27 protein-coding genes and 1 tRNA gene are annotated in these 26462 nt (G+C 41.8%); 11 read left to right on the plus strand and 17 right to left on the minus strand.

Annotated features, from left to right (window positions below):
• A complete protein-coding gene (locus tag R3289_RS07510; protein ID WP_318924906.1) occupies positions 1 to 570 on the plus strand; it encodes a YceI family protein in 570 nt (189 codons plus the stop codon).
• 136 nt (positions 571 to 706) lie between these two features.
• Here R3289_RS07510 and R3289_RS07515 read toward each other — a convergent pair whose 3' ends face one another.
• The 4 genes from R3289_RS07515 to R3289_RS07530 form a co-directional block, all read right to left on the minus strand.
• Positions 707 to 1156 carry a cytidine/deoxycytidylate deaminase family protein gene (locus R3289_RS07515; RefSeq protein ID WP_318924907.1) on the minus strand — a complete coding sequence of 150 codons (450 nt, stop codon included), beginning with the start codon at positions 1154 to 1156 and terminating at the stop codon, positions 707 to 709.
• 259 nt (positions 1157 to 1415) lie between these two features.
• Positions 1416 to 1490: transfer RNA gene (locus R3289_RS07520), tRNA-Gly, on the minus strand.
• A gap of 275 nt (positions 1491 to 1765) precedes the next feature.
• Complete coding sequence (locus R3289_RS07525) at positions 1766 to 1951, minus strand: hypothetical protein (protein ID WP_318924908.1); 186 nt, start codon at positions 1949 to 1951, stop codon at positions 1766 to 1768.
• Between the two features lie 172 nt (positions 1952 to 2123).
• Positions 2124 to 4328 carry a glycosyl hydrolase family 18 protein gene (locus tag R3289_RS07530; RefSeq protein ID WP_318924909.1) on the minus strand — a complete coding sequence of 735 codons (2205 nt, stop codon included), beginning with the start codon at positions 4326 to 4328 and terminating at the stop codon, positions 2124 to 2126.
• A 522-nt stretch (positions 4329 to 4850) separates the two neighbouring features.
• Here R3289_RS07530 and R3289_RS07535 point away from each other — a divergent pair.
• The 3 genes from R3289_RS07535 to R3289_RS07545 all read left to right on the plus strand — a co-directional run bounded on the left by R3289_RS07535 (position 4851) and on the right by R3289_RS07545 (position 6732).
• Positions 4851 to 5750 (plus strand): chemotaxis protein, encoded by a 900-nt coding sequence (locus tag R3289_RS07535; RefSeq protein ID WP_318924910.1) that lies wholly within the window; start codon positions 4851 to 4853, stop codon positions 5748 to 5750.
• Positions 5751 to 5930: 180 nt separating this feature from the next.
• Positions 5931 to 6251: a glutamate synthase-related protein gene (locus R3289_RS07540; RefSeq protein ID WP_318925034.1), complete on the plus strand. Its 321-nt coding sequence runs from the start codon at positions 5931 to 5933 to the stop codon at positions 6249 to 6251.
• A gap of 175 nt (positions 6252 to 6426) precedes the next feature.
• On the plus strand, positions 6427 to 6732 hold the full coding sequence (locus R3289_RS07545) for a hypothetical protein (protein WP_318924911.1): 306 nt from the start codon (positions 6427 to 6429) through the stop codon (positions 6730 to 6732).
• Between the two features lie 40 nt (positions 6733 to 6772).
• Here the strand turns inward: R3289_RS07545 and R3289_RS07550 are convergent, their stop codons facing one another.
• Entirely contained in the window at positions 6773 to 9232 is a 2460-nt protein-coding gene (locus R3289_RS07550; RefSeq protein WP_318924912.1) for a response regulator, read from the minus strand.
• A 77-nt stretch (positions 9233 to 9309) separates the two neighbouring features.
• Here R3289_RS07550 and R3289_RS07555 point away from each other — a divergent pair, with 77 nt between their 5' ends.
• Positions 9310 to 10068, plus strand: a complete 759-nt coding sequence (locus tag R3289_RS07555) for a substrate-binding periplasmic protein (protein WP_318924913.1) — start codon at positions 9310 to 9312, stop codon at positions 10066 to 10068.
• Positions 10069 to 10121: 53 nt separating this feature from the next.
• On the opposite strand, the gene ribA is transcribed toward R3289_RS07555, so the two are convergent.
• Positions 10122 to 11174 carry a GTP cyclohydrolase II gene (gene ribA / locus R3289_RS07560; protein ID WP_318924914.1) on the minus strand — a complete coding sequence of 351 codons (1053 nt, stop codon included), beginning with the start codon at positions 11172 to 11174 and terminating at the stop codon, positions 10122 to 10124.
• Between the two features lie 300 nt (positions 11175 to 11474).
• Here ribA and yjjG point away from each other — a divergent pair, with 300 nt between their 5' ends.
• A complete protein-coding gene (yjjG, locus tag R3289_RS07565) occupies positions 11475 to 12155 on the plus strand; it encodes a pyrimidine 5'-nucleotidase (RefSeq protein WP_318924915.1) in 681 nt (226 codons plus the stop codon).
• 114 nt (positions 12156 to 12269) lie between these two features.
• Here yjjG and R3289_RS07570 read toward each other — a convergent pair whose 3' ends face one another.
• From R3289_RS07570 to R3289_RS07580, 3 genes are all read right to left on the minus strand, one after another.
• The gene (locus R3289_RS07570) at positions 12270 to 12443 is read right to left on the minus strand and encodes an ATPase (protein ID WP_318924916.1); all 174 of its coding nucleotides are present in this window, start codon (positions 12441 to 12443) and stop codon (positions 12270 to 12272) included.
• A gap of 241 nt (positions 12444 to 12684) precedes the next feature.
• Positions 12685 to 13203 carry a YbaK/EbsC family protein gene (locus tag R3289_RS07575; protein WP_318924917.1) on the minus strand — a complete coding sequence of 173 codons (519 nt, stop codon included), beginning with the start codon at positions 13201 to 13203 and terminating at the stop codon, positions 12685 to 12687.
• Positions 13204 to 13400: 197 nt separating this feature from the next.
• Positions 13401 to 13931, minus strand: a complete 531-nt coding sequence (locus tag R3289_RS07580; RefSeq protein ID WP_318924918.1) for an NlpC/P60 family protein — start codon at positions 13929 to 13931, stop codon at positions 13401 to 13403.
• A gap of 169 nt (positions 13932 to 14100) precedes the next feature.
• On the opposite strand from R3289_RS07580, the gene R3289_RS07585 reads away from it, so the two are divergent.
• The gene (locus R3289_RS07585; protein ID WP_318924919.1) at positions 14101 to 14589 is read left to right on the plus strand and encodes a GNAT family N-acetyltransferase; all 489 of its coding nucleotides are present in this window, start codon (positions 14101 to 14103) and stop codon (positions 14587 to 14589) included.
• 548 nt (positions 14590 to 15137) lie between these two features.
• On the plus strand, positions 15138 to 15905 hold the full coding sequence (locus tag R3289_RS07590) for a 1-acylglycerol-3-phosphate O-acyltransferase (RefSeq protein WP_318924920.1): 768 nt from the start codon (positions 15138 to 15140) through the stop codon (positions 15903 to 15905).
• 141 nt (positions 15906 to 16046) lie between these two features.
• Here R3289_RS07590 and R3289_RS07595 read toward each other — a convergent pair whose 3' ends face one another.
• Both R3289_RS07595 and R3289_RS07600 read right to left on the minus strand, forming a co-directional pair.
• Positions 16047 to 16295 (minus strand): hypothetical protein, encoded by a 249-nt coding sequence (locus tag R3289_RS07595; protein ID WP_318924921.1) that lies wholly within the window; start codon positions 16293 to 16295, stop codon positions 16047 to 16049.
• 194 nt (positions 16296 to 16489) lie between these two features.
• On the minus strand, positions 16490 to 16843 hold the full coding sequence (locus tag R3289_RS07600; RefSeq protein ID WP_318924922.1) for a DUF2750 domain-containing protein: 354 nt from the start codon (positions 16841 to 16843) through the stop codon (positions 16490 to 16492).
• 434 nt (positions 16844 to 17277) lie between these two features.
• Between R3289_RS07600 and R3289_RS07605 the strand changes: the two genes are divergently transcribed.
• Both R3289_RS07605 and R3289_RS07610 read left to right on the plus strand, forming a co-directional pair.
• Entirely contained in the window at positions 17278 to 17691 is a 414-nt protein-coding gene (locus R3289_RS07605; RefSeq protein WP_318924923.1) for a globin, read from the plus strand.
• 99 nt (positions 17692 to 17790) lie between these two features.
• Entirely contained in the window at positions 17791 to 18567 is a 777-nt protein-coding gene (locus R3289_RS07610; RefSeq protein WP_318924924.1) for a hypothetical protein, read from the plus strand.
• A gap of 111 nt (positions 18568 to 18678) precedes the next feature.
• Here R3289_RS07610 and R3289_RS07615 read toward each other — a convergent pair whose 3' ends face one another.
• From R3289_RS07615 to nrdD, 3 genes are all read right to left on the minus strand, one after another.
• The gene (locus R3289_RS07615; protein WP_318924925.1) at positions 18679 to 18942 is read right to left on the minus strand and encodes a DUF2960 family protein; all 264 of its coding nucleotides are present in this window, start codon (positions 18940 to 18942) and stop codon (positions 18679 to 18681) included.
• Between the two features lie 329 nt (positions 18943 to 19271).
• On the minus strand, positions 19272 to 19742 hold the full coding sequence (gene nrdG, locus R3289_RS07620; RefSeq protein WP_318924926.1) for an anaerobic ribonucleoside-triphosphate reductase-activating protein: 471 nt from the start codon (positions 19740 to 19742) through the stop codon (positions 19272 to 19274).
• Positions 19743 to 19823: 81 nt separating this feature from the next.
• The gene (nrdD, locus tag R3289_RS07625; protein WP_318924927.1) at positions 19824 to 21950 is read right to left on the minus strand and encodes an anaerobic ribonucleoside-triphosphate reductase; all 2127 of its coding nucleotides are present in this window, start codon (positions 21948 to 21950) and stop codon (positions 19824 to 19826) included.
• A gap of 568 nt (positions 21951 to 22518) precedes the next feature.
• Here nrdD and R3289_RS07630 point away from each other — a divergent pair.
• On the plus strand, positions 22519 to 23367 hold the full coding sequence (locus R3289_RS07630; RefSeq protein WP_318924928.1) for an endonuclease/exonuclease/phosphatase family protein: 849 nt from the start codon (positions 22519 to 22521) through the stop codon (positions 23365 to 23367).
• Between the two features lie 140 nt (positions 23368 to 23507).
• Here R3289_RS07630 and R3289_RS07635 read toward each other — a convergent pair whose 3' ends face one another.
• The 3 genes from R3289_RS07635 to R3289_RS07645 form a co-directional block, all read right to left on the minus strand.
• A complete protein-coding gene (locus tag R3289_RS07635; protein WP_318924929.1) occupies positions 23508 to 24857 on the minus strand; it encodes a sigma-54 dependent transcriptional regulator in 1350 nt (449 codons plus the stop codon).
• Between the two features lie 308 nt (positions 24858 to 25165).
• A complete protein-coding gene (locus tag R3289_RS07640; RefSeq protein ID WP_318924930.1) occupies positions 25166 to 25684 on the minus strand; it encodes a hypothetical protein in 519 nt (172 codons plus the stop codon).
• An 8-nt stretch (positions 25685 to 25692) separates the two neighbouring features.
• Positions 25693 to 26367 (minus strand): C39 family peptidase, encoded by a 675-nt coding sequence (locus R3289_RS07645; RefSeq protein WP_318924931.1) that lies wholly within the window; start codon positions 26365 to 26367, stop codon positions 25693 to 25695.
• Positions 26368 to 26462 lie beyond the last annotated feature (95 nt).

Raw genomic sequence — 26462 nt, forward strand, 5'->3', positions numbered from 1 at the left:
ATGAATAAACACCTATTAGCGCTAGGCTTTCTAACTGCGATTTCGGTTCCATCCGTTTCATCAGCTGCAGACTATGCGATTGATACTCAAGGTGCTCACGCTTCTATTAACCTGAAAGTCAATCACTTGGGTTATAGCTGGATCAAAGGACGCTTCAATACTTTTGATGGTGAATTCAGCTATGATCCAATGAACATCTCTGATTCTAAGGTAAAGGTGAATGTTGATACCAGCAGCTTCGACACCAACCATGCAGAGCGTGACAAACACGTACGCAGCGATGACTTCCTTAACGTTCAGAAATACTCGACAGCAACCTTTACCAGTACCAGCGTCACGCCAAAGGGCAACGGTGAAATGGCTATCAATGGTGAACTGACACTTCATGGTCAAACCAAACCCATCACTATTGATGCCCAGTTCATCGGTGAAGGTAATGATCCTTGGGGTGGCTACCGTGCAGGTTTTACCGGCACAACTCGCATCGAACTGAAAGACTTCGGTATTCAGGTTATGGGCCCTGCGAGCTATGCTGATCTGGAAATTCATGTTGAAGGTATTCGCCAATAACCTTGCTCTTTTGCATTTCCATCAATTAACTCTAATAAAATCCGGCTGAATGCCGGTTTTTATTACTGATTATTCTTGTTTCAGGCTGATCAAAAAACAACATTCAATAAAGACATAAGACTAAATGAAGTCGTATTTACTGTTTTGACAGCTCTTCAAGCGGCAACCAATTAACAGTAACGCCAGCCTGAGTGAACATGTCTTGGCTGACCTTGATCTTATCACCCCAACGAGAAAGAAAATCTTGTCCCTGCTCAGGGCAGTGTACCGTCGAAATCTCGGTTTGAATGATTTTGGCCGCACAGTTAGGACAAGGGAAATGCGTTACCCAGAGCTCACAGCCCGCCAAGTCACGCTTGGCAAACAAGATCGCATTCTCTTCCGCATGAAGGGTTTTTAGCAGTTTCATCTCGCGATCATCCGTATCAGCGCTATCTGAAATACCATGCGGATAACCATTGAATCCAACCGAAACGATACGGTTGCCTTTCGTGATCACAGCACCCACTTGTGTTGATGGATCTTTACTCCAGGAACCTACCAATTCGGCCATTTGAGAAAAGCGCACTGCCCACTTAGAAATCATATTTTTACCTTTATTAATCGATATTCGTTATTTGGTAAAATTTACCATCTTTTCTCATGTCCATAAAGAGGGCATAAGTATAAACAGTGACTTATGGGAATTGCTTCTGTCCGTTGAGAGTAAGGCTGAAATTTTGGTTCATGATGATCAACAAACAGCAGTTCGGAAGGGTCTGGTCGATTTTTTACAAACGTTAAAAACAACAAAAACGCTCTTAAGCGCTTTAATTCAACATGATAATATGGAGTCTTATAAAAGCTGGAGCGGGCAGCGGGAATCGAACCCGCATTATCAGCTTGGAAGGCTGGAGTAATAGCCATTATACGATGCCCGCATAGATACTGATTTTTATAACCAGAGAGGTGTTTTGCATCGAACTGACGTTATGATGGCAGATAACTCATTGAAATAAAGTGCTCATTTTTAAAGTGTGACATTACGCACAAAAAGATCATCCGACTGAACGGTTAACGATCAACCCGCACACTTAACACTCACAACTGTAAAATCATATTCTGTGTCGTTTTGCTTTTTATTCAAAAAGCCGACTTGGTCGGCTTTTTCCTCTAAATAGCGCTGAACACAACAAAATCCACATACTAAGAAAGCCTAGCTATCTTCACTTTGGTGGGTGTTCTGCTGATTATCCGATTTATGCTTGTTGACTGTCCAATGTTCATTGGCGTCATAACTTTCATCACAAATGTCCACTGAAAATCCCATATCTACAATCTCTTTTAATGTGAGATTATCAGCCAGTTTGGCGATTTCTCCTGCTTTATTTCGCAATTCCATATCCATCCACCTTTTCTGAACAACTCACCACTACCCCTTAACTATAGCGGTGACTGGTCAACTTTTCCTGCCTTGCAACTACCTCATGCGATTAACAGAAATGCATACTTTCAGAAATAATAAAGCCGCCTTCTGAGAAGGCGGCTATTGATTAATGGCAAAATTTAATCAATTACACTCTTTTCCAGGCACCCCATGGACCACTTTGCTCTGGGTTATCGCCCTTGGTCCAATGCTTGGCTTCATATGTCACGCCATTAACGACAACACGGTCACCTGTGTTATAGACAATATTGGCATCCCACGCATCAGTGCCAGCAACGTTCACCGTTACCACAACTGTTGCAGAATCAGTTGCCTGACCATCTGTCACCGTAACCACAACATCAACGGTCGTATCTGTTTGAATGACTGGCGCCATAAAGACAATATCAGCCCCTGCTGCGGTAACCTTTATCGTGCCAGTTGACGCACTATAGGTCAGTAGATCATTGTCAGCATCTTGTGCAGATACAGCTATAACCACTTCTTGGCCGCTATTGGCCATAACCGTTGCAGGAACGGTTAAGACCGGTGCGCTGTTTTCAACAACACCTGAGCCTTTAACATTTACAACAACGTCTTTAGTGACACTCTTGCGACCATCGGTCACCTTGACGGTTACCACTTCATTCAAGTCAGAGGCTGTATTTGGCGCTTTATAGGTTACTGTGGCACTACCATTACCGTTATCGATAACCGTTGCGTTAACTGCTGTAAATGTAAGTGGATCAGCATCTGCGTCTGTGGCCGAGACAATAAAGCTGATCACCTGACCGGAATTTGCCGCTTGAGCACCAGGCACGGTTAAAACTGGCGTATTGTTTACTACCGTGCCAGCGCTGAAGACACGATCAATAGTTTCTGCAAGTGGAGAACTCAACTTGGTACATTCTTTTAACATGGGACCACGATTAATAAAGGTGCCTTCGCACTTAATATCGCCGTGAACCTGCCAAACAATTACGCCGCCCAGATTATTGTCAACAATGTACTGTGCTTTCTTCTCGATAGCGGGTACATCATCATAACTTAGGAAGTATTTCCCTTTAACCGCATAAGGCACTTCAGCATTGACGTCCCATTTGTGCTCCCACCCCGGCTGCTTAATAATATAGTTATAGTTTGGCTGGCCTTCGAATACTTTCCAGTTATCCAGATCAACGGACGAACTTGTCGGGCCGTCAACACTAAAGTTCACTGTTCGTTTATCTGTCGGGGCACCTACATAAGCCACAGGTTCAGTGGTCTGGACACCTCGGCCATAGAACGCGGCACCAAAGTTGATTTTATTTGACGGAACCCCTTTAGCTGCCATCCAGCTACGCAGGTAGTCCAGGTTAAATTCGGCATACTCTTCTTCTGGATAAGCATAAAGCGGCGAATTATGGCCAGCTACGTTTGACCACCCTCCGTTAAGGTCATAGGTCATCATGTTGAAATAATCCATGGAAGCAACAAGACGTGACCAGTTATAACCTTCGAGTTTTGACGGCGCAGCCGAGAAAGCTGCGGTTAGCAGTTTGTTCGGCCCAATCTGCTGGCGGATGTCTTCCATCAACAGCTCAAAGTCAGCAAAGTCTGTCGGACTTCCCGCGAAGTTCATACCGCCACTTCCGGGGAATTCCCAGTCAATATCGATACCGTCAAAACCCAAGGCCATCAGCTTGTCGACATCGGCAAGGAAGCGGGCCTTCTTGACGGGATCACTAGCCATTTCTGGGAAATGCTTCGACATACTCCAACCACCTAACGAGGCCATTACCTTGACCCCTTTTTGATGTGCCAAACCAATTAACCCCGGAGCGCCGCCGGCTTTTTTCAAAGGGATCGGGTACTGACCGGTAATCCCTGTCGGTTGATGTAACCAACCACTACCATTTTTTACGAAGCCCTGCTCCTGCACTTTACGATAGTTTTCTGCATCCCAGGGTTCATTAACTGGATACTGGTTAATGTATTCCAACTCCCCCCACAAAATATGAAAATCCCAGCTTGAGTAAACATCAGGATGCAGTAACGGACCTGGTTCTTGCACCGCTGTAGATTGATAGATGCTCTTATTACGCAAATCGCCACTGTGTAGCGAGCCATCTTTCGCTACACCGAAAAATGAAAAATTGAGTATGGAATAAATATCCATATTGACATTCAGGTGTGTCGCTTCTCCCTTAACGCTGAAACCTTCGTTAGTGCCTTTCCATGCTTCCCACTGGGTAAGATAGCCAATCACATTTTTATCATGAGTCGGCGCTGCTTGGGCTGTAGAAGCTACCCCGGCCATTAATACTGCGGTAACCACGCCGGCCAGTTTGCTCAGATTCAATCCTTTTTGCATTTTTGTTCTCCACGTATTGGTCAATAAAAACATCAATTGCCACCTTTACTTCACAGTAAGGATCTGCAATTCACATTAGCTCAGGCTCAATATTTGTAAGCCCTGATATGCATTCGCCTTTATAATTTCTCTTAATACAGAACTGCTTTTAATCACAGTCAGTTAAACAAATATCAATTGACTTGCTAATGCTTCACTAGTGTTAACGATGTTTTTTTCCTTCGCGAAAAATAATTAAAGATCTTAGATGTGTGTTGTACGAATAATGCAATAAGATCTCAATCTTCTGCTGTTTTTCGCACCCTCATCCCAATTGTGCATCCCAGATGCCAATCCGAGATGAATGCTTGCTGAGGATATTTCACAAAGAAAATCTACCGGCAGCAGACCTATTACCAATGACAAATAATCAGAAAGTTGATACCCCTAATTCCTATACAGGTTTTAAAAGGTTACTATGCTTCAAAGTGTTATATTCAACGCATCGTGTATGCTGTTAGCTTGTAAATAAGGGATCGAAAAATGATTAAAAGCGCAACCAATCAGTCTCAGGGCATGTTGCTTTTTCAGCTCACTCAAAACCAGTCTTTTGCTATTGGTACCCTCAAGGTTAAAGAGATCGTTCCCTATACAAAACTCACTGCAATACCTCATTCTCATGCTACGGTATTAGGGGCAGCGAGTTTGAGGGGAGTCACTCTGCCAGTGATCGATATGGCTAAGGCCGTTGGTTATCCGCCACTCAGTAACGATGAAATTAAAAAGTGCTATATCATCATCACTGACTGTCAACGTAAGCTGGTTGGTTTTCTGGTCCGTGGGATCAATAAAATAACCGAATGTAACTGGCATGATATCGATGCCCCACCAGCCTCTCTCGGCAATAACGTATACGTCACTGGTATCACCAAAGTCGAGGACAAGCTGGTTCAGTTACTTGATGTTGAATTGCTGATGTCAAAAATCTTCCCCGCCGATCCAGATAGCTTGCATCCGGTATTAACGGATGTTGAACGGGAAATTCTACGACCGTTGAAAATTCTTCTTGTTGATGATTCTGCTGTTGCCAGACGTCAGCTATCACAAGCTTTAGATAGCATCAGCATTCCGTATTTCATTGCCACTAATGGTCTGGATGCTCTGAATATGATGAAACGAGCCGCTGAAGCTGGTGAACCCTTTGATATTCTTGTCAGCGATATCGAAATGCCTGGCTTGGATGGCTACGAATTGGCTTTTGAGGTTCAGAATAACGAAAAACTGAACACTATTTACATTATTCTGCATACTTCTCTCTCAAGTGAAATCAGCGTATCTCAGGCTCATCAGGTTGGTGCTCATGAAGCGTTGACGAAATTCGAAGCAAATGAGTTAATCCATGCCATGCTACGAGGCGCAGAGCAACACGCAGCAACGGCTTAACCGTCATATTCAACAACCTCCCCTAAGATCAGCCAGCTAAACTATAGGGCATGGCCAGTGCCCTTATTCATTTAAAATTTAATCACCTTCTGCTTTTCCTAAACTACTATTACGATATCGACTGATGGGGGTGATTATAATTAATTTCATGACTTTAAGTGTTAACAAGTTGCCTGGGCTATTGCATTAGGCGCAGACTTTATCGTTTCAGCTCGTGGATATATGTTTGCATTAGGATGCATCCAGGCAATGCAATGTAACAAAGACACCTGCCCAACCGGGATCACCACCCACAACAAACGGTTACAGCAGGGCTTGAACGTAAAAGACAAAACTCAGCGGGTGGCTAACTATAACAAGCACATAATTTACGGGTTGGGATTAATTGCCCATTCATGTGGCGTCACACATGCCAGAGACCTCAATAAAAGCCATATTCGCATTGTGGCTGGGAATGGCTTATCCGTTGCACTAGAAAAGCTTTATGAAAACCACCAATAGCCGAAGAACAATTAGGTTAAGCATCGCTCCGTTAAAACACTGACTTGCCCGTAATTATTAACTGGAAAATACAGCCCCCAGCCATCGGAATTTAACTGTACCCTGACATTATAAAAAATAACCGTGGCAAAGTTTAACTCTTAAAGTTCAGCATTATAGACCCTTGAGTTATCTGATGATTAAACGTATTGCACTAGCACTGATATTATCCACACCAACATTATCAGTAAACGCAGCCCCTGAGCTGATTTCTCAACCTGAAATACAATATGGCGGGTATCAGTTTGTAGAAACCATCACAGTCACCGGAAATATCAATGACAGCCTGCTTACATTAGTCGATCAGTCACTAATGAAAAAAGAGATAAAATATTATGTTATCCAGAATATTTCTGAAGATACACAAGCTGAAACCCTGACTGTGGTTATTAATCTATACAATCGGGAACAAGGTGTTTTTACAGGTTTACCGACTGTTTAACTGCACCTGGTCGCCGGATACACTTACCGATAATGACAAACTATAACGAGGTTCGATCAGAGCCTTGAGATGATATCAGATACTTATCCAGAATCTGTGACAGGGTTTTCTGACTAACCGGCTTTGATACGAAATCATCCATTCCGACATTTAAACATTTATCTCTTTCTTCTTTCACCACATTTGCCGTCAACGCGACAATAGGCACATGAAAACCTTGGGGTTCTGACTCTCTAATGACTAAGGTTGCCTCAAATCCGTCAAGAACCGGCATTTGACAGTCCATGAATATCAAATCGAAGGCCTGCTGTTGATGCATCTCTACGGCTATTTGTCCGTTCGCTGCAATGAACACTTCAACCCCCTGCTTCTCCAGCATCATTTTGGCAACTTTCTGATTCACACTGGTATCTTCAGCCACTAAAACCCGCCCTCTTGAGGCCGGCTTCGCCTTACCTCTCTTTTCTGTCTCGACGACTTGATTATCTGATCTGACAAAATCCAAACTTTCATATAAACGACTATTCGCTGTTTGTACGGATTGAATAAACGCTTCAGGGATTGGCATCAATGGGGTCATAGACGGGGTATCAGGTGTGGTAAATTCACTCTCCATTAGACTATTACTGGCAACAGTTTCTGATTCGGCCACATCGGTCATGACAAGCCGCTTAAGAGCCCATTTTAAATTGATCTCTTTATATGGTCGCGACAAATAAATAAGAATTCCGCACTCTTTAGCCCTTGCTTCATCACCAGGCTGTGGCCCGGCGGAGATCATCATCAATCTCGGGCATTGCTGGCCAAACTGTAATTTAAGCTGCCTCGCCAATGTGAAGCCATCTAATTTCGGCATCACCTTGTCGAGTAAAACTAAATCAAAGGGGTCTTGGCGAATAATAGCCTCTTGCACATAACTCGCGGCTTTCGTAGCATCTTCACAACATACCGATTTTGCACCTAAATTATTCAACTGGGATGAAGTGATGCGCATATTCAGCATACTGTCATCGACCAAAAGCACCGAAACTTCAGATAAAGATTGACTGCCTTCTAGCGATGCGGATGCCAGAAGATTTTTATCAAACGTCAAACTGAAAAAGAAACGACTTCCCTTACCGATCTCGCTGGCTATTTCCAGTTCCCCCCCCATTAGGCGGACAATTCTTCGACAAATCGTAAGACCTAAACCCGTACCGCCATATTTTCGCGTCGTCGTGCCATCTGCCTGTTGAAATTGTTCAAAAATCACTTCATGTTTCTCCGGGGCAACGCCAGGGCCACTATCGGTTACATCAAATCGCACCGTCGCCACATTGTCAGTTTCGGTTTCCAATCGAATACCAAGATGCACATAGCCGTCTTCGGTAAACTTGATCGCATTAGCTACTAAATTACTCAATACCTGACGCAGCCGAGTGGCATCACCCAACAATAAGGGAGAGATCTGACGGTCAATATGACACTCAAAATGGAGTTTTTTTTCAGCAGCTTTAACCAAAAAAAGCGCCTCAACTTCTTTATTCAACTCAAACAAATTCAGTGCTGTATGTTCAAGTTCCATACGACCCGCCTCAATTTTAGAGAAATCAAGAATGTCGTTAATTAAGCCCAGTAAAGTAAGAGATGATGTATGAAGCATTGTTATATACTCTTTCTGGTCTTCCGGCATCTCCATATCTTGCAGTAAAGAAGACAAACCAATAATGCCATTCATTGGTGTCCGAATTTCATGGCTCATATTCGCCAGAAACTCACTTTTCATCCGACTAGCTTCTTCAGCCTCTTTTTTCGCTTTTTGCAACTCTTGATAATTTATACGAATACGCTCAACCGTATGGTTATAGGTTTTACTTAAAACTGTGATTTCATCATCAAATAGTCTTTCATCAAGATGTAATTTTCCCGGTACTCGATCATCATCAAACGCACTAACGGCTTGTGACATTGCGATAATATGACGGACGATAAGTCTATAGACGATATAGAGAATAAATATGGCAACACAGAAGGTTTTAATCGTTTGAGAGAGCAGCAGAATGATAAACTTATCAAACACCCCCTGATAGATGCCATAAATATCTGACTGAACACGTAACGTGGCCAATTTATAATCGCGTTTGGCCAGAGAATGAATCATCTGCCATGATTTTTCATGCTTATATTTTTTCAGTTCACTCCCTAATTGGAGGATAATGCCATCGTCATCGGTTATCGACAAAAAGTGAATATCAGGCAAGCGCATAATGCCCTCAGCCTGTATCTGTAACTGTTCACGGTCTTCAACCCAAAGACTTGATGTTAAACTCGATAAATTACTTTTCTCGATCTGCAGCAGTCTTTCATCAATACTGGCCAAGTCTTCTTTATAATCAAGATAGACATTTAACCCGGTAATAATCAGAGTAAACGTAGAGCTCATTAATAGAATTGTAAATAATAGCTGTTTAGCCAAACCAACATTTCTATTTGCTTTCGCTTTATGATACGTTTTATTCATCCCTAACTCGCATCTTATTGGTCTTCAACTAACATAATAATCACTATTACTCTGGAATAGTTAGATAAGGATACATAATGAGAAAAAAACATCTACTTTCTGCAGCGTTAACGTTAAGTTGCACTAGTTTTTACGCTGATTCTGAAACCATTAATTACTATGTGATTACCAAGCAAGCAACACCACTTCAAATCGAGGAAGGCAATGAGAATCACAGAGGAATGGTCACCGACATTGTTAAAGCCATTTTTGCTAACAGCCAATATAAAATCGATTATCACACATACCCTTTTAATCGGATGATCTCCCTATTAGAGTCCGGTGAAAAAACCAATTGGGTTACCTATGGCAGCCCTGAATGGGGGGGAGTACAAGCCGAAAACCTATCTGATATACCAATATATAATGTTAAACATACCCTTGTGAGCAGTAGCAAAAAAAAATTTAAGTTCAAAACAATAGAAGATCTAAATGATAAAATAATTGTACTGCTTCATGGTTTTGATTACCCGCCACTTTTACCCTATTTCCAAAACGGCAGCATAGAAGAGCTCAGGGTTAAGGATTATACTGCAGCATTTCGTGTGATAAACAAGCTTCCCGGAGAAACAGCCTTTGTTGAAATGGAATCACGCGTTAAATATAACATCAATAAACAACAATTGGATTCCGCCAGTTTCCACATGCAATCATTCAGTTCAGTCATTCCAGACTACCCCATATATTTGGCATTTGATCCTGATATGGATAAAGAAATAAAAAGATTCATTAATGAACGCTTAAAAAAAATCAAAAAATCAGGAGAAATTGATTCTATCATCAAAAAATATCTCTAGAAAAAATCAGTCAAAAAACCACAACTATCTGGAAGTGGCTTGTCCATAACTTGCTATTTTATAAATTCAGGTGTAAACATATGACCAAGTTTATCCGCTTTAGTTTTCAGGTAAAATTCATTATGAGGGTTGTTTCCTTCTTGCAAAGAGACACGCTCTGAAATATGGATACCAACTTTCGTTAATGCATCTACCTTGCGAGGATTATTGGTCATTAGTCTAACCGATGTAATGTTAAGAAAACTCAACATACCGCGGCAGAAAGAATAATCCCGCATATCGTCAGCAAACCCCAATTGTTCATTTGCTTCAACCGTATCGGCCCCGTTGTCCTGCAAGTGATACGCCCGAATTTTATTGATCAGGCCTATACCTCGGCCTTCCTGCCTTAAGTAAAACAAGACACCGCTACCTTCATTGACAATATTTTCCATCGCTCGCGCTAGCTGAAAACCGCAATCACAACGGGCACTAAACAGTGCATCCCCGGTCAGACATTCAGAATGGAGACGGATCAATACCGCCGATTCCGGAACAAGATCACCATAAACTAATGCTAAGTGCTCTTTCCCTGTGGAAGGTTCAATAAAACCATACATGTGAAACATTCCCCACTTGGTAGGAAGCTTCGCACTATCAATACAATGCACCAGATTAAACGGTTCTTTCACTGAAAAGTAACTGCGGATATCCATCAAAATCTTGCCTAGCTCATTACGCCCGTTCCCGTCGCCTCCATCTCCCCAGTAAGCGTCTTGGTGCGAATGTTCCTTGAGAACACGATCACCGGTAGCCACAAGTAAATGAGTAAAAAATGGATTCTGGCGAAATTTTTCGAACACAATATATTGCATAACCGCATGGCGCACGTCCAACCAGTCTTTTTTAACCTGATCGGCATAAATTCGACTTAATTTAAACGCGGCTGCAGGTGTTTTTGCAGCTAAGATCTGTTGCTGAATGCCAGGTTCGATAAACTTTTGGGCCTGATAATAATGCTCACTACTTGGCCAAACTACATCACTTAAACAGATGGGACTTAGTGCAAAGTTGGATAAGAAACCATGATCATCTTCGGGTTCATAAAAATGTATTTCATCAACCATATCATTCACTCCTTGCCTGCGATAAAGGGAGAGTTAAGCTAGGTTACCAACGTCCTTATTGTCTTTTCCTCAATACATGTGAGTATAGCTATATAAACATAAATGCAACAAATTTAACCTCGGCGACATCATCATCCCTGCCAGCCCTTTCGCGGCAGGTTGGCCAGATGCAGATACGACAGCTGATCATTTGATGCCAAAATATATTGATATATTTAAAGAAAATTAGATTAGAATGTCCTTTCATAAGATCCCCCGGCGGTCAAAGTACTACGTGAAAGTGATTGGAGAAACAGAATAATGAAATACCAATGGATACTGTTTGATGCAGACGAAACCCTGTTTCATTTCGATGCATTTAAAGGGTTACAACTGATGTTCTCACGCTTTGACATCAATTTTACTGAACACGATTTTAGCCACTATCAAACAGTCAATAAGCCATTATGGGTTGATTATCAAGATGGGAAAATCACCGCCCAACAACTGCAAACCATACGTTTTGAGCCCTGGGCTGAAAAACTGAGTGTCACCACTCAAACCCTTAATAGTGCATTCTTAACGGCGATGGCTGACATTTGCACTCTCCTGCCCGGTGCAGAAAAACTGATCACCTCCCTGACAAAAAAAGCCAACCTAGGGATTATTACCAATGGCTTTACCGAACTCCAACACATTCGTTTAGCGCGAACCGGATTGCAAGATCACTTCTCTTCCCTGATCATTTCGGAACAAGTCGGAGTTGCAAAACCGAACCCAGGTATTTTCGAATATGCATTTGAACAAATGGGTTACCCGGATAAAGATCAAGTGTTGATGATTGGTGATAACCCTCACTCAGACATCCTTGGCGGCCTGAATGCCGGAATCGATACCTGCTGGCTAAATGTTCATGGCCACGATGTCCCAGAAGGGATAGAGCCTCACTACCAGGTAGCATCATTAACTGAGTTACATGCCTTATTACTCGATAAGGCTTGATCTTGCTCGCCTCATAAGGGCCAAGCCAACCTAATATTACTCAGCTTAATTAAAATCGGCCTCGCAAAGAGGCCGTTTAGACGAAAAGCTTAGTATAAACTTAACGGTTTGGGTCTAACTGCGTTTGCCCGTCATGAATTCTTCAAGAATTTCAGGAGTTAGTTCGCCAGCATCTTCAAGACGCTTTAACTCAGCAACAATACGCTTTTGCTCTTCGATCGAAGGGATTGGCAGTTCAGGTTCTTTATTTACTTCATCTTGATTAATCAGGTTTAAATCATCTTGCATGATAAATCTCTTTCTTACATTCAATGTGTGTCAAGTTTCGCTGACACCATTATATACCCAAGTAATCTCAAGATGCGCGTTTCAACGAGAATTTAGACGCTAAGGTCAGATGCTGATTTGCAGGGGAAGAGATAATCATCGCATTGCAAAAAGTTCACACCTCTTGCCGGGTATTGCTATTTAACTTAACAAGCTGACGCATCCGACAAACCTGCAGGCTTACCGGATACGTTCAAACACACTACTCCCATTCCCAATGTCTGCCGTCATGTTGCTGAGAAAACAACATACGATAGCCACTGATATTTTGATGTTTAACATCTTGCATAATTTTATGAAACTGCTTGCCATCTAAGTGGATCAGGTTTTCATGATCACCTGCCTCAATATAGATATCCTCTTGTTCCAGTAACAAGTCGTCAATCAACATACCCACTTTATAGGCTTGGCCTATTGAAGGTACTGCGCCAGGTTCACAATCCTGAAAAACATGAGCAAGCTCATGTTCAGCGACAAGAAAATACTGTTTTCCCGTCATACGATTAATCTTATCAATCATCACTCGACGATTTGACGGAACCACTGCCATCAAATAGTCACCTTGTTGATCTTTTAACACCACAGACTTGGCAACTTGTGCCGTAGGCACATGAGCCGAAATCGCTGAACTGAATGATGTATCGGTATGACGATGAGGAGTAAGGCTAAAATCAATATTATGACTATTCAAAAATTGCCCTACCGTAATTGCGATGGCCATAATTACCTCCTGAGTAATGTATACCAGCCCCATTGATCACCCTAATGAACAAAATTGGGAGAAGCCGTGAGATTGGTATTCCGTCTACAGAAAAAGTATGGTGCCAGAGGCGCTTTTTTGCGAATTAAATGGGGTAAACAGGGGGAGATTAGCCGGTAAAAAAACTGACTATTACCGCTTGTAGATTTGTGGACTTGTCAGTTTATTCTCCGTACCTGCCAGAATGCTCGACGCCAGTACGGATTATCCAAGCGAGAGATAATGACACCTTGCGATGTGGATGCATGCAAAAACTCTGAATTACCTAAATAAATGCCGACATGCCGTAAGCGATAACCGGTTTTGAAAAAGATCAAATCACCTTCTTTAGCATTAGACACCAAAACTGACTGCCCCAACTTCGCCAATTCACTCGTTGTTCGCGGTAACATTTTGTCATACACAGTGAAATAACCCACCTGTACAAAAGCAGAGCAATCAATACCTCGTTTACTTGCCCCCCCTAACCGATAGGGTGTGCCTTTCCAATTGTCATAAACATAATCAAATACACCCGAGGGATCATAAGCATCTGTCGTGAGGGTTGGACGATCTTTTTTACCCGGAGAAAGATCATTGCCAACCGGATGATAAGCAGGCTCAGACGGCGCGATCACAACGGTCGAAGAACATCCGACGATGCTCGACAACAGCAAGCCGAGTAAGACATTATGAGCGTTATTCTTCACTGAATTCTGCATTTCAAGGTCGTTTTAATAAAGTCATCATTATGGTACAACCTATCGGTTATTGAATAGTCCTACTGACGCTCCTGCAGCTCAAGTGCTATAAAAGTCATCATCATGCCTCATAGACCGGCATGACTAACGCCAACAACTCATTCGAAAAGTAAACGTTATGCCAGATTTTACGCTTCGTCCATTTGCAATAGAAGATACACCGAGGCTTGCTCAAATTTATAGCCGAGCGGCTGCAATTTCCGGTAAAGGACATTACACCCAGGCCCAGATCGATATGTGGGCCAGCTTCCCTTTGCAGCATTTTGATGAATTTCAGACCATCCTGCTGCAAGGGTACACCTATCTAGCCGCAGACCATAGGGGAAACCCGATTGGCTTCGCTCAGCTTCATCCCACGAACCATCTTACACTACTTTATGTCTTGCCTGAGTTCTCACGTCAGGGGGTCGGTCAACAGCTTTATCAGCATCTGGAAACCATCGCCATCGCCGACAAACAAACTTTTATCAGTGTGACCGCAAGTAAAATATCAAAAGGAATGTTTGAAAAAATGGGTTTTATAGCAATCGAAACAGAGCTCTCACTAAGAAACAATATTGCATTTGAACGCTATAACATGACTAAGTATTTAGGCGAAAACAGATAGAATGTCTATTCTCAGAACAAAAAAAAGAGGCTATGCTCGCGCTAGCCTCAAACTTCACACAACAGAAGATAATCATTACACTTTAATTAATCCTGCACATCAGCAGTGCCGATATATTAGACATATATGAATTATATAAGCGAGAATATCCAGACAATTCGTACTCTATACTGGCTTGTGCGAGTGATATCACGAGAAAAATGAATGCTCCACATCAATTACTGCTATTTATCGCCTTATGGCGATACTGGTTATCTCGCTGGTGGCCATTAATCCAGTTCTCCTGACTTAAACTGGATACAAAGTGTGCGCATGACGGCCAAAGACGACTGAAAAGCAACCAATTAGCATCATAATATAGCTAAAAAAAGCAAATAGTTTCATAATGCGGACAGATCATTTGCTTACCAGCGGTAATCCTATAGAACTGATTGTTGTGTTTAGTAAAAACACCCCTAGCAGGAAACCGGTTTAGGTTATCAATTTTTCGAGACCCGTTTTGAGTATCTCGATACGACGAGATTATAGTTTTTGACAAAGGAGTCCGTGTGCTTTCTTTTATCCGCTTAGTTATTGCGGCGATATTTGTTGTTTTTACAACCTTTTTCGCTTTGATTTACTGCTTATTCAGCCCTCGCGATCCTAAACACGTTTATTTTTTCTGCCGCTGGTTTAACCAGCTACAAAAAATCGCGGGCGTAAAGCTTATTCAGCGCGGTACTGAAAAAGCCGCCAGTACCGACAAGAGTGTTTATATTTCAAATCACCAGAGTGTCTTTGATTTTGTCACTGATCCCGGCATGCTGCAGCCACGAACAGTCACTCTCGGTAAGAAAAGTTTGCTCTGGGTTCCGTTTTTTGGAACATTATATTGGATCACCGGGAACATTCTGATCGATCGTGAAAATAAATCCAAAGCACGAAATACCATTCAGCAGGTCGCTGAAGCCATCCATAAACGCAATTTATCTGTTTGGGTATACCCCGAAGGTACCCGCAGCAAAGGCCGTGGATTACAGCCTTTTAAAAGTGGAGCATTTCGTATGGCGATTGAAGCAGGCGTGCCGATCATACCGATGTGTGTCAGCACAACGCATAATAAAATAGATCTAAACCGACGAGATAATGGTGTGGTTATCGCCGAGATGCTCGCCCCTATTGATGTAAGCAAATACGAGATACAAGACGCACGACAACTCGCAGATTACTGTCACAAGCTGATGTCTGATAAAATTGCTGAGCTGGATGCTGAAGTCGAATGTATAGAACTGGGAAAAGAAAAATCAAAAAAACAGTTTGAAACAAATTCAGGATGATTCAATATTTTCAGCTTAAGCTGCAAGGCACATCATCTCGATAGCTACACTATTAAAAGAGCATCCACTAGATGCTCTTTTCTACTTAACATGCGAGAAGCATAATCCACTTCACAATAACTTCCCTATTTCTTATTCATTTTAACGCTCTGCGAAACGGAATAAGCTATCCACTGAAATGGGGCAATCCCCCACTTGATGAATAACGCCTTCTGCTTGTTTTAATGTATCATAGCTACAGGGTACACCTGTGATATCAGTTACCGGATATTCATTTCCTTCACGATCTTTAAAGTTAATGCTCCAGCCTGCACTCAGGAAGTCATGGACTATCCGTGCTTCAACTAAGGTGTGTTCTGCCATTAACTGACGACATTCAGACAAAACCATAACATCATCCCCTTATTAACCACTCACTCTAAATATAGTTGAAATTCTATCGTAGGTAACACTTAGATTATGCTGTGTTAAGGAAAGGTTATCTCGGGTATTTGTAGAAGCAATGGCGGGGGAAATAGACTAAATATAGTGGTTAGAGAAGTAGAGCCACATCAATGATGAGGTGGCTCTTCATTTAAGGCGTATTATAGATACAGCTTTGCAACTTCTGAAGGTTCCATTTCAGAACCTTCAAGATTTGCATTCCAGTTCAATCCCACAAGCACGCCATCTTCAGACAATGTAATCATCCAGTCTTGAACAAATACATCTAAAGGCAGTTTCGTCGGGACAAACTCAGCCCACTCCTCAACACAATGAACCTTCGCGTTTGCCTCGCTTGACCAAAAAGGCATGACCTCTGATTCTTCAAACTCTGAAGATTCAACAGATAACCAGTCACCTTCTTCGTTACACAGCCCCCACACCACGTGAGTATCTTGTGTTTCAGTAACAAATAGTTCACTGTTCGCTTGAATATCTGCAGTTAGCTTAGTCATTCTATTCTCTCTTTTCTAACGCCGGTACGGCATGCTGTGGCATCAGGTTCACAGTCGAAGCCACTTAATAGCACTATTTTATCATTGAATCAGACAATGGCGTGATTAATTCGTCATTAAACGGCAATAACTATATCCAAACTACTTAAAAATGGATGATTCAGCGCTTTCTCTGGCAATCCAAGTGCATGATGTGTAAGTATGGCATCAACTTTGACGACTTCCCCTTACCAAAAGTCCAATGAGCAGGGAGATCAGCTCACCGATGTGCAATTTGCATATTATTAGTTGCCAATAGAATCATTCTATTCATAGTATTAAAGAGTAAGTCTGTAGTGGCATACTTCTATTGGTCAGTTTAAGGTGGCAGACAAACGCTATATTACATAGACATGCAATAAATATATTCGATAAAAAAATATAAAAGGGGCAGTATGGAATTTCATGAACGCTATAATGACAGCTATGCCAGATGTCTCCGAAACCCAAGATTTCTTACGATTTTCTATGACATTTTCTGTAGCCGAAATGACAAATTTCAGCTCATGTTTGCCAATGTAGATATGGGCAGACAAATAAAAATGCTTAAAGCCTCGTTAATTATCATTATGCTGGCCAATACATCCGGTGAGGCTCGTGAGTCTGTCAGAAAGTTTGGTAAACGCCATGGCCCCGAAGGGTTAGGAGTCAATCCGATGGATTTTGATATCTGGTTCGACTGCTTGCTGTCTGCGGTACAAATTTGCGACCCCCTGTACGACGATGAAGTGAAACAGGCATGGCATGCTTGTTTTAATGAGGGGATGGAAATCATGAAAAAAGAATGCCGTGTCGATGCCAGCATATAGGATATAACACGACAGACAGTATCACCCCTCACACGACCTTTAGCTACTGAGCTGCCATATTATCTTTACAGACAATCGTCATAGCAAATCAGGCGATAAATGAAAACATTATCTCCATATCACAAAAAAGTGCTGTTGCTTATTGGTATCGCCATTGTACTGATCCTGCTGGCTTTGATTTATTCCCCTATCAGGCAAAGTCGTCATTTTTACGATTACGCCGATAACCGCACGCTGTTAGGCATTCAAAATTTTTGGAACGTTATCTCCAACCTGCCGTTCTTGTGGGTCGGTTTTAAAGGACTGTCGCTTTTTACTGATCGTCATTCTTTCGCTCACGAACCTGCCGTCACCCATCTTTACCCTTTTTTCTTTATCAGCATGATAATGGCCTTTTTCGGTTCCAGTTATTATCACCTTACTCCGAATCATTTCACCTTAATGCTGGACCGCATTCCTATCACACTCACCTTTATTACGCTTTATTGCATTATGCTCAGTGAATATGTGTCACGGGATGCTGGTCGATGGCTGTTCTTTCCAATGGTCGTCTATGGGCTGCTATCAGTCATCTATTGGTATCACGGCACCCAGATAACCGGACGGGGTAATATAGCCGCCTATGTGCTGGTGCAAGTGATCCCTATTATCCACTTCCCGCTAATTTTATACTTGTTTTCACCTCGTTTCTCACTCCGTCAATACTACCTGTATGCTTTGATTGCTTATGTGATAGCAAAGTGGGCTGAATCGAATGACGACGAGATTTATGCTTTCTTGGGAGGAATTAGCGGACACAGCATAAAACACCTCATAGCTGCAATCGGAGGGTATTATATTTATCTTGGTTTTAAGCGACGCACGCAGATACGTTGAGTATATACCCAGCTGGCATCACTCTGAATCATATCACTTGGGTATAAATAACAGAGGGTACTGAGTTCAGCACCCTAATTGGGATCAATCACTGAAGTAACTTCGTGTGTATTACTTTTTACCTACACCACGATTTTCTTTTTGAGCCAGCGTAATTCTGCCGAACCCTAACTTTCTAAAGTGACTATCACGAAAGTCTCTTGCGGCTTTGCTACTCTTTGTAACAGCTTCTATTTGCTGTTCCATTTTAAGAAATTCTTTTAAATCAATCCCTTCTTCAACAGCAACTGCTTCATGAATGTTACGGTATTGTTCGTATGAGAAGGTTAGTTCTTTCTCTTGATTTTTATAGGTATAGATAATTGTACGTGCCATCAGGGGTCCCCTACGGATCAGGAATGGGAGGGAATGTACCCTAGATACGCTTGGGATGAAAGAACAAATGGTCTCATTTAGCGTAAGACTTAAAATGAAGAGGCGAGCCCTTACCATCGTTGCACTCCAGCCTGTTTTCCGGTTCTGCTCAAGCTCTGTATCTAGAGATATACCGACATTCATGCACTTGCTTTTCCCATGGTTATACACAGAAACAGTGGATAACTTCACTTTTCCCATCGGCTCAACGACATAAAACCAACAATTTGTTTGATATTCATCAAGATCAAATAGTTTTCCAACTTTAGAGAATCAACAAATCTGAACCATTAGACATTGTCAAAATAATGAATGACTTGGTTTTCACTGCCACGCCAGACGAGTGAGGGATCCTGCGTTTCTTGTTCAAACTTACCATCGACCAACACATCAACGAGATTGACAACCTCTTGCTGTTGCTCGGTCAGCTCATGGAGTACATATCCTGACCATAACCAGATGTCTTTACCACAACATTCAGCTTTTACCCGTTTAACCAGTTGTAATACTGCAGCAAGATTCGCAGGATGCAGGGGATCGCCGCCAGACAAAGACAACCCGCGGCGTTTGATACGGGGATCATTCAAGTCTTGAATAATTTGATCTTCCATGGCCTGCGTAAACAGATGCCCTGCGTCTAAGCGCCAGGTGCTTTGATTATAGCAACCCTTACATTGATGCTCACAACCTGAGACAAACAACGTACAGCGCGTGCCTGGTCCATTAATGACATCAACTGGATAATAGTTATGGTAATTCATTCTATACTCACCAAAAGAAGAAGTGCCATTAAGGCACTCCCATTCACTGTTTTGCGATCAACCGGCTATGTTCCAGTTAGCTTACATATGCTTTACGCGACGCTTAACTTCTTCCTGCTTACCCGCGTTAAATGGTCGGGCATCAGGAGAGCCGAGGTAGCCACAAACACGACGCGTTACAGAGACCTTCTTAGGATCATGATTACCACACTTCGGGCAGGTAAATCCTTTACTGGTACAATCAAACTCACCGGAGAAGCCGCATTCATAGCACTCATCAATTGGCGTATTTGTGCCGTAGTATGGAACACGTGAATACGAGTAATCCCAGACGTTCTCTAGTGCTTCAATGTTGTGCTGAATATTTGGATACTCGCCATAACAAATAAAACCCCCACTCGCTAAGGCTGGATATGGCATTTCAAAATCAATCTTGTCGTATGGGTTAACTGCTTTTTCAACGTCAAGGTGGAAGCTGTTGGTGTAATAACCTTTGTCGGTTACGTTCTCGATCACACCGTACTCTTTTGTATCTAATGAACAGAAACGAGTACATAAGTTTTCAGATGGTGTGCTATATAAACTGTAACCCCAGCCAGTCTCTCGTTTCCACGAATCGACGGCATCTTTTAAACGCTTAACGATTGCGATGCCTTTTTCACGAAGCTCTTCACTATCGTAAATATGCTCGCCTTTGTCTGCATAAAGGGCATTGATCGTTTCATGGATTCCAATGTAACCCATAGAAATCGAAGCGCGGCCATTTTTGAAAATATCTAAGACGTCATCATCGGGGTTAAGACGGATCCCCAGTGCACCTTCGGTATATAGAATGGGCGCGACACGCGCTTTCACACCACGAAGGCGATCAATACGTGTATCTAGTGCTTTTCGAACTAACTGAACTCGCGCATCAAGAAGCTTAAAGAATGTCGCTTCATCACCATCCGCTTCGATAGCAATACGAGGCAAGTTCAAGCTGACTACACCAAGGTTGTTACGTCCTTCATGGATCTCTTGACCATTCTCGTCAATGTATTGCCCAAGGAAGCTACGACAACCCATTGGCGCTTTGAATGAACCAGTAACTTCAACGACTTTGTCGTAGTTAAGAATATCTGGATACATACGTTTAGATGCACATTCCAGAGCAAGCTGCTTGATATCGTAATTAGGATCGCTTGGTTTATGGTTGATGCCGTCTTTAATGGCAAATAACAATTTAGGGAAAACAGCGGTCTTTTTATTCTTACCCAAACCAGCAATACGGTTTTCAAAAATTGCCTTTTGAATCAGCTTAGATTCCCATGAAGTACCAAGGCCAATGCCAATTGATAAGAATGGGGTCTGGCCGTTACTTGAGAACAGTGTGTTAATCTCGTATTCAAGCGATTGAAAAGCGTCATAAACTTCTTTCTCAGTAAGTTTCTTCGCATAATCTTCTGCACACGGAACATCCCACTGTTGACCCGTTTTCAAGTGCTTGTTGTAACTCGCAGTCACATAAGGAGCAAGCACTTCATCAAGACGATTCAGTGTTGTTCCCCCATAAGTATGACTTGCTACCTGTGCAACAATCTGAGCCGTGACAGCAGTTGCAGTCTGAATGGATTTTGGAGTGTCAATTTCCGCATTACCCATGCGAAAACCTTTGGTCAGCATATTTTCCAAATCAACAATCATACAGTTGAACATTGGGAAAAATGGCGAATAGTCCAAATCATGGTAGTGAATTTGTCCTGCCTCGTGGGCATGAACAATATCACGAGGTAGCATATGGTTCTTCGCATAGTGCTTAGAAATAATACCGGCCAGCAGGTCACGCTGAGTAGGAATCACTTTAGAATCTTTGTTTGCGTTTTCATTGAGCAGATCAGCATTGCTCTGTTCAACTAAACCGGAGATTTCGGCACTTAGCGTACTTTTCTTTTCACGCTGGATATCACGATCGTGGCGATACTCGATATAAGCACGAGCAACATTTTTATGCGGGCCCACCATCAGGTGATTTTCAACCGCGTCCTGAATAGCATGAATATCCACTTCCTCAACAGACATAAATTGAGAAAGCACACCGTCAGCTACCGACGCTGCATATGCCTCATCCATAGCTTCAACTGACTCGGCAGCACTAAGTACAGCCTCTTTAATACGCATAGTATTAAACGGCAAACGGCATCCATCACGCTTAATCACAACAGGCTTCACACGGGGCTCCTACGAACATGACACTGTCACTAAAACACAAAATATAGGGCTTAGTGATCTGGGTAATACAAGATGTGGTGTATTAGGCGAGAATTCCGGAAAACAAACATTGATCTAAATCATTTTTTATAAAGGACAGTACAGGGAACGAGCGATGATTATGAGCGGTGCCAGATTTTTGTATGTAACCTCTTTTGCAAACCTTTTTTGTCAACAAATTTATTGTCGATCACTTTATCTTTTTGAAAAAAAAGCCCTTGCATTTTCCATTCTCAGCAACTTTGATTTTAAGGAAATCAAACACAATCTTCAGGAGGTTTTAGATACAAGTAACAGCGAGTAATGGCAACGCGACCAGTCAACCGCACACTGAGGCGATACACACCGCATATCTGACATTTCTCGCGTACAACTTCTCCGTCAACGTCGATAGTATAGTAAGCATCCCCCTTAACAATGGCTTACATCCGTGCGTTCTCACTTCATCAGTCTCTTGCTGATGCTCAGCATAGCCCCTACTATAGCGGCCGACATTGTACCTTCTCATTTGAGCCTGGTTAGCTGGAACATGCAATGGCTGAGCTTATCAGATAAATTTCCGGCCAGTAGACGTAGTGATCTTGATTACCGGAAAATGAGATCGATCTTTACAGCTTTATCGCCTGACATTTTCGCCTTTCAAGAAGTTGATAGTCTTGCTGTATTAAAAAAGATAGTGCCCGAAGCTGACTATCACTTTTACTTTTCAGATCGTAGTAACAAAGCCGGTGAATCTTACCTTGTCAGTAATCAATACACTGGCTTTGCCGTTCGCTCCCATCTTGAAGTATCCGATCCCGACGATCTTCATCAATTAAACCGTATCGCCAATAACCAGACCGGTAAGTTACGCTACGGCAGCTACCTCATCGTCCAGCTTGATAATGAAACTCAGCTACATCTTTTGTCCGTTCACCTCAAATCCGGTTGCTTCAGCAAGAAACAACAAAAATCAGGTCAAAGTTGTAAACAATTAAAACGTCAAACGAATGTTTTGGCTGATTGGATCAATAAAAGACAAGAAATGCATCAAAGCTATATGATTTTGGGCGATTTCAACCATCAACTCAATCATCCGAACGAATGGTTGCTGACCGACCTGAACAGCCAGCTACAACAGCCATTGGTCAATCTCACCGCCAAGACTACAGCCAGTTGCTGGGCAAGAGTCAGCAACGCCAACGGCCGAACACAATTTCGTCTTTATCGTATGCTGATCGACCACATGCTCGTGTCGCAAGATATTGCTGATAAAATCAATGATCAGGAAAGTGTCTATCAGCTGCCGTTTGAACAAGAAGATGTTAAGCAATACCAGCTGTCTGATCACTGCCCGATTGTTGCGCATTTTCCTCTATCTAGACCACACAGTATGTAAAAATGAAGTTATTTTCTTAAGCATACCCTAATCGATATTGCTCATTCTCCGCTCACAAAAAAGCCCGATTAACGGGCTTTTTTGTGAGCGGAGAACGAAAACCTATCAGGAAAAATGAGCATTAAAATCATTTGTTATCATTATTCTTGCATATAACTGTTATTATAGTGCCTCACATCCGGCACGATATTATGTTTATTCAACAGGCGATACATGGTTGCTCTCGACACGCCCAAATCTTTTGCTGCTGATGCAACCTGACCACGATGGGTTTCGAGTACTGCCATTAATACATCTTTTTCAGCTTCATCTTTGATATTACGTAAACTTTGTTTAAGGTTTGACTTACTTGGCAAGTCAAAATGTTCCGCCCTGACTTCATTCCCTTCAGCTAACAGAGCTGCACGCTTAACCTGGTTGATCAATTCACGTACGTTGCCCGGCCAACTGTACCGTAATAATAACTGCTTAGAATCATCGGAAAAACTGGATGCCATCGTGCTGTATTCATTTGCAAACTTAGTTAGAAACTTTTCGGCTAACAAGAATATATCAGAACCGCGCTCTCTTAATGTCGGTACTTTAATATGAAACACATTCAACCGATAATAAAGCTCTTTACTGAATTCACCATTTGCAACTGCACTTTCAAGATCAGCACTAGAAGAAGCAACAATCCGAACATCACAACAGGAATCATCATTCAATGAGTCCCCTGAAGATGACTGTAAATAGGCCAGCAGCTCATTTTGTAACTCTCTCGACAACTCTTCAACATTATCGAGTAAGATAGTGCCATTAAATGTTGATTTTTCATCGTCTTGAGACTGAGATGACGATCTTAAGAATGCCATTTTCTTATCATCATATGCTAAAGAGCCACAGTTAACCGAAATAAATGGTACATTTTTACGCTTAGATAGATTATGAACAGACTTAGCAATCAACTCCTTACCTGTACCATTCTCACCCGTTAGGAAGACATTCACTTCTGTTGCTGCCACACGGCGCACCATGTCACGCAATTGCTTAATCGATTTTGACTCACCAAATAATCCCATATCATGTTGAGAAGTGATCTCAACCCATGAGCTAGATTCAATTTCAAGCATCCCAAGTTGATGGCCAACCGTGTCTAATAGCTGGCTACTTGGAATTGGAACCGTGAAATAATCAACACAGAAATTATTAATAAACTGGCAAATTGCATCCGTTTGCAACTGCTCTTTTTTTATAATAGCAATCCATTTTACTTGCTTAGTCTTATTTGCCCTTAAAGAAATGCTATTCAAGCTAAAATCATTATTGCTTAAATCAACAATGCAAATACAGGGACTGTAGTCTTCTAGGATTGAGTCAGCCGTTCGAAGATCATAACAGCAGTGAGTTTTCCAACCTGATTGTTCAAGAAGCGCAATCCAAGGTTCGTAATTACAACCAATTGCAACAAGTCGACCTGTAATTGATTTGGTTTGACATTGGGCCACCATCGAAGTCACCTTCTTTTCAATGTTCGTATTATTTCTTCTTTATGTATTAAAAAATATAGGCAATAAAAGACACCCTTGCAGGGTATCAAATGTGAGAATCACCTTGAATCATCTGTTTTAATATTAATCGATAGCAAACAGGACAGTAACTACCTTTTTCAATCAACAACTTAATCAAAAATAAAAGTTCCATAAAGTTTAAGGAATATTATTAACATGACAACTAAATAGCAAAAAAACACAACAAAAAAGGTATAGTAAGCACACTATACCTTCACTAAGAACGAAAAGTTAATATAAAGCTGTCTCTAGTACCCTGTGTTTAGTATCGCACTCTCCATTCGGTTTGTCTGAATTTGCTGAAGAACGAACCCATCAACATCAGCCTCAATGTCTAATACTGTATCGACTTGAATCGTTACTCCATCGACCGTATTCTGAACAATATTGGCTATACTACCCTCCACCAAGCTTGGCCTTTCTAAAAGGTTATTGTCACCATATTGCACAACACAGACAATGCAATCAGTATCACCTCCTACAGAGCTGTCCCTAGGCATTAATACACCATTAAATATAGTAAGATCAGCAATATGGGAACTAAATATCTTTTCACCATTCAATGCCGTTGATATTGATAAACCAATATTTATTATTGTATCGCCGATTGACTCAAACCCACCGCGTACCGATGACATCTCAGCCTCGCTCATTGTAACCAAACCAAAGTCAAGATTATCCAGACTCTGAAAATTGATAGTGGCATTGGCCATGAAGGCCGCCCCTCCTAGCGTCGAAGCGATAAATAATTTAGATAATTTATTCATACAAGCCTCTAATAATCGTTTGCACCGGGTAGCGTTATACTGAACGTAGCAAGCGAATCTCTGGTAATCGCCTCTGTTACAGGCGATGGAGTATAAATGCTATAATTTTCTGCTGTGATAAAACTGTCTTTTCCTATTTTTATTTTATTTTTTACCAGCAGAACCAGGCCTTTATAATTTGGTTCAAATTTTTCAATATCCATCACAACTGTACCTCTTGATGGATCGCCTAATATAATCTGCTTACTATTTATACCTTTAATAACAACAAAGTGCATGTAGCCATCAAAATTGACAATTGTTATGCCAGGAATGCCTAACTTCTTAAATTTATTCAGCGGGATCTTATAACCATTTGCTTCTAAACCGACTGAGTCTAAATATTTTTTCATGTCTAACAGCGAAAAACCTTTTTTTTCAATCTTCTGCTTATCGCCATTGGAAAACATATATTCAAAAACAGTGTTTTCCGATGTCTCAATACCATAGTGATACGTTATTAACGATGCGACTGCGGCCGAACCACAACTAAAATCATATTGCTGCCTTTGTACATCACCAAATAACTTTTCCTGGTAGCTTTTCACATCAACATTATACCCGCCTCGATTCGGGAAATAGTCCAGTGCGGATACTGAAAAACTGGCACACAGGCCTGCAATAATTAATACTGAATTTTTCATAATCATAGACTCACAGTCAATTGGCCTTGCAGTGTGATGACACTAGCGACAAGTCTATACAACCTGAATTTGATGCGTCACAGTCCAAAAAATAA

This window comes from Photobacterium sp., assembly GCF_033720175.1.
GTDB lineage: Bacteria > Pseudomonadota > Gammaproteobacteria > Enterobacterales > Vibrionaceae > Photobacterium.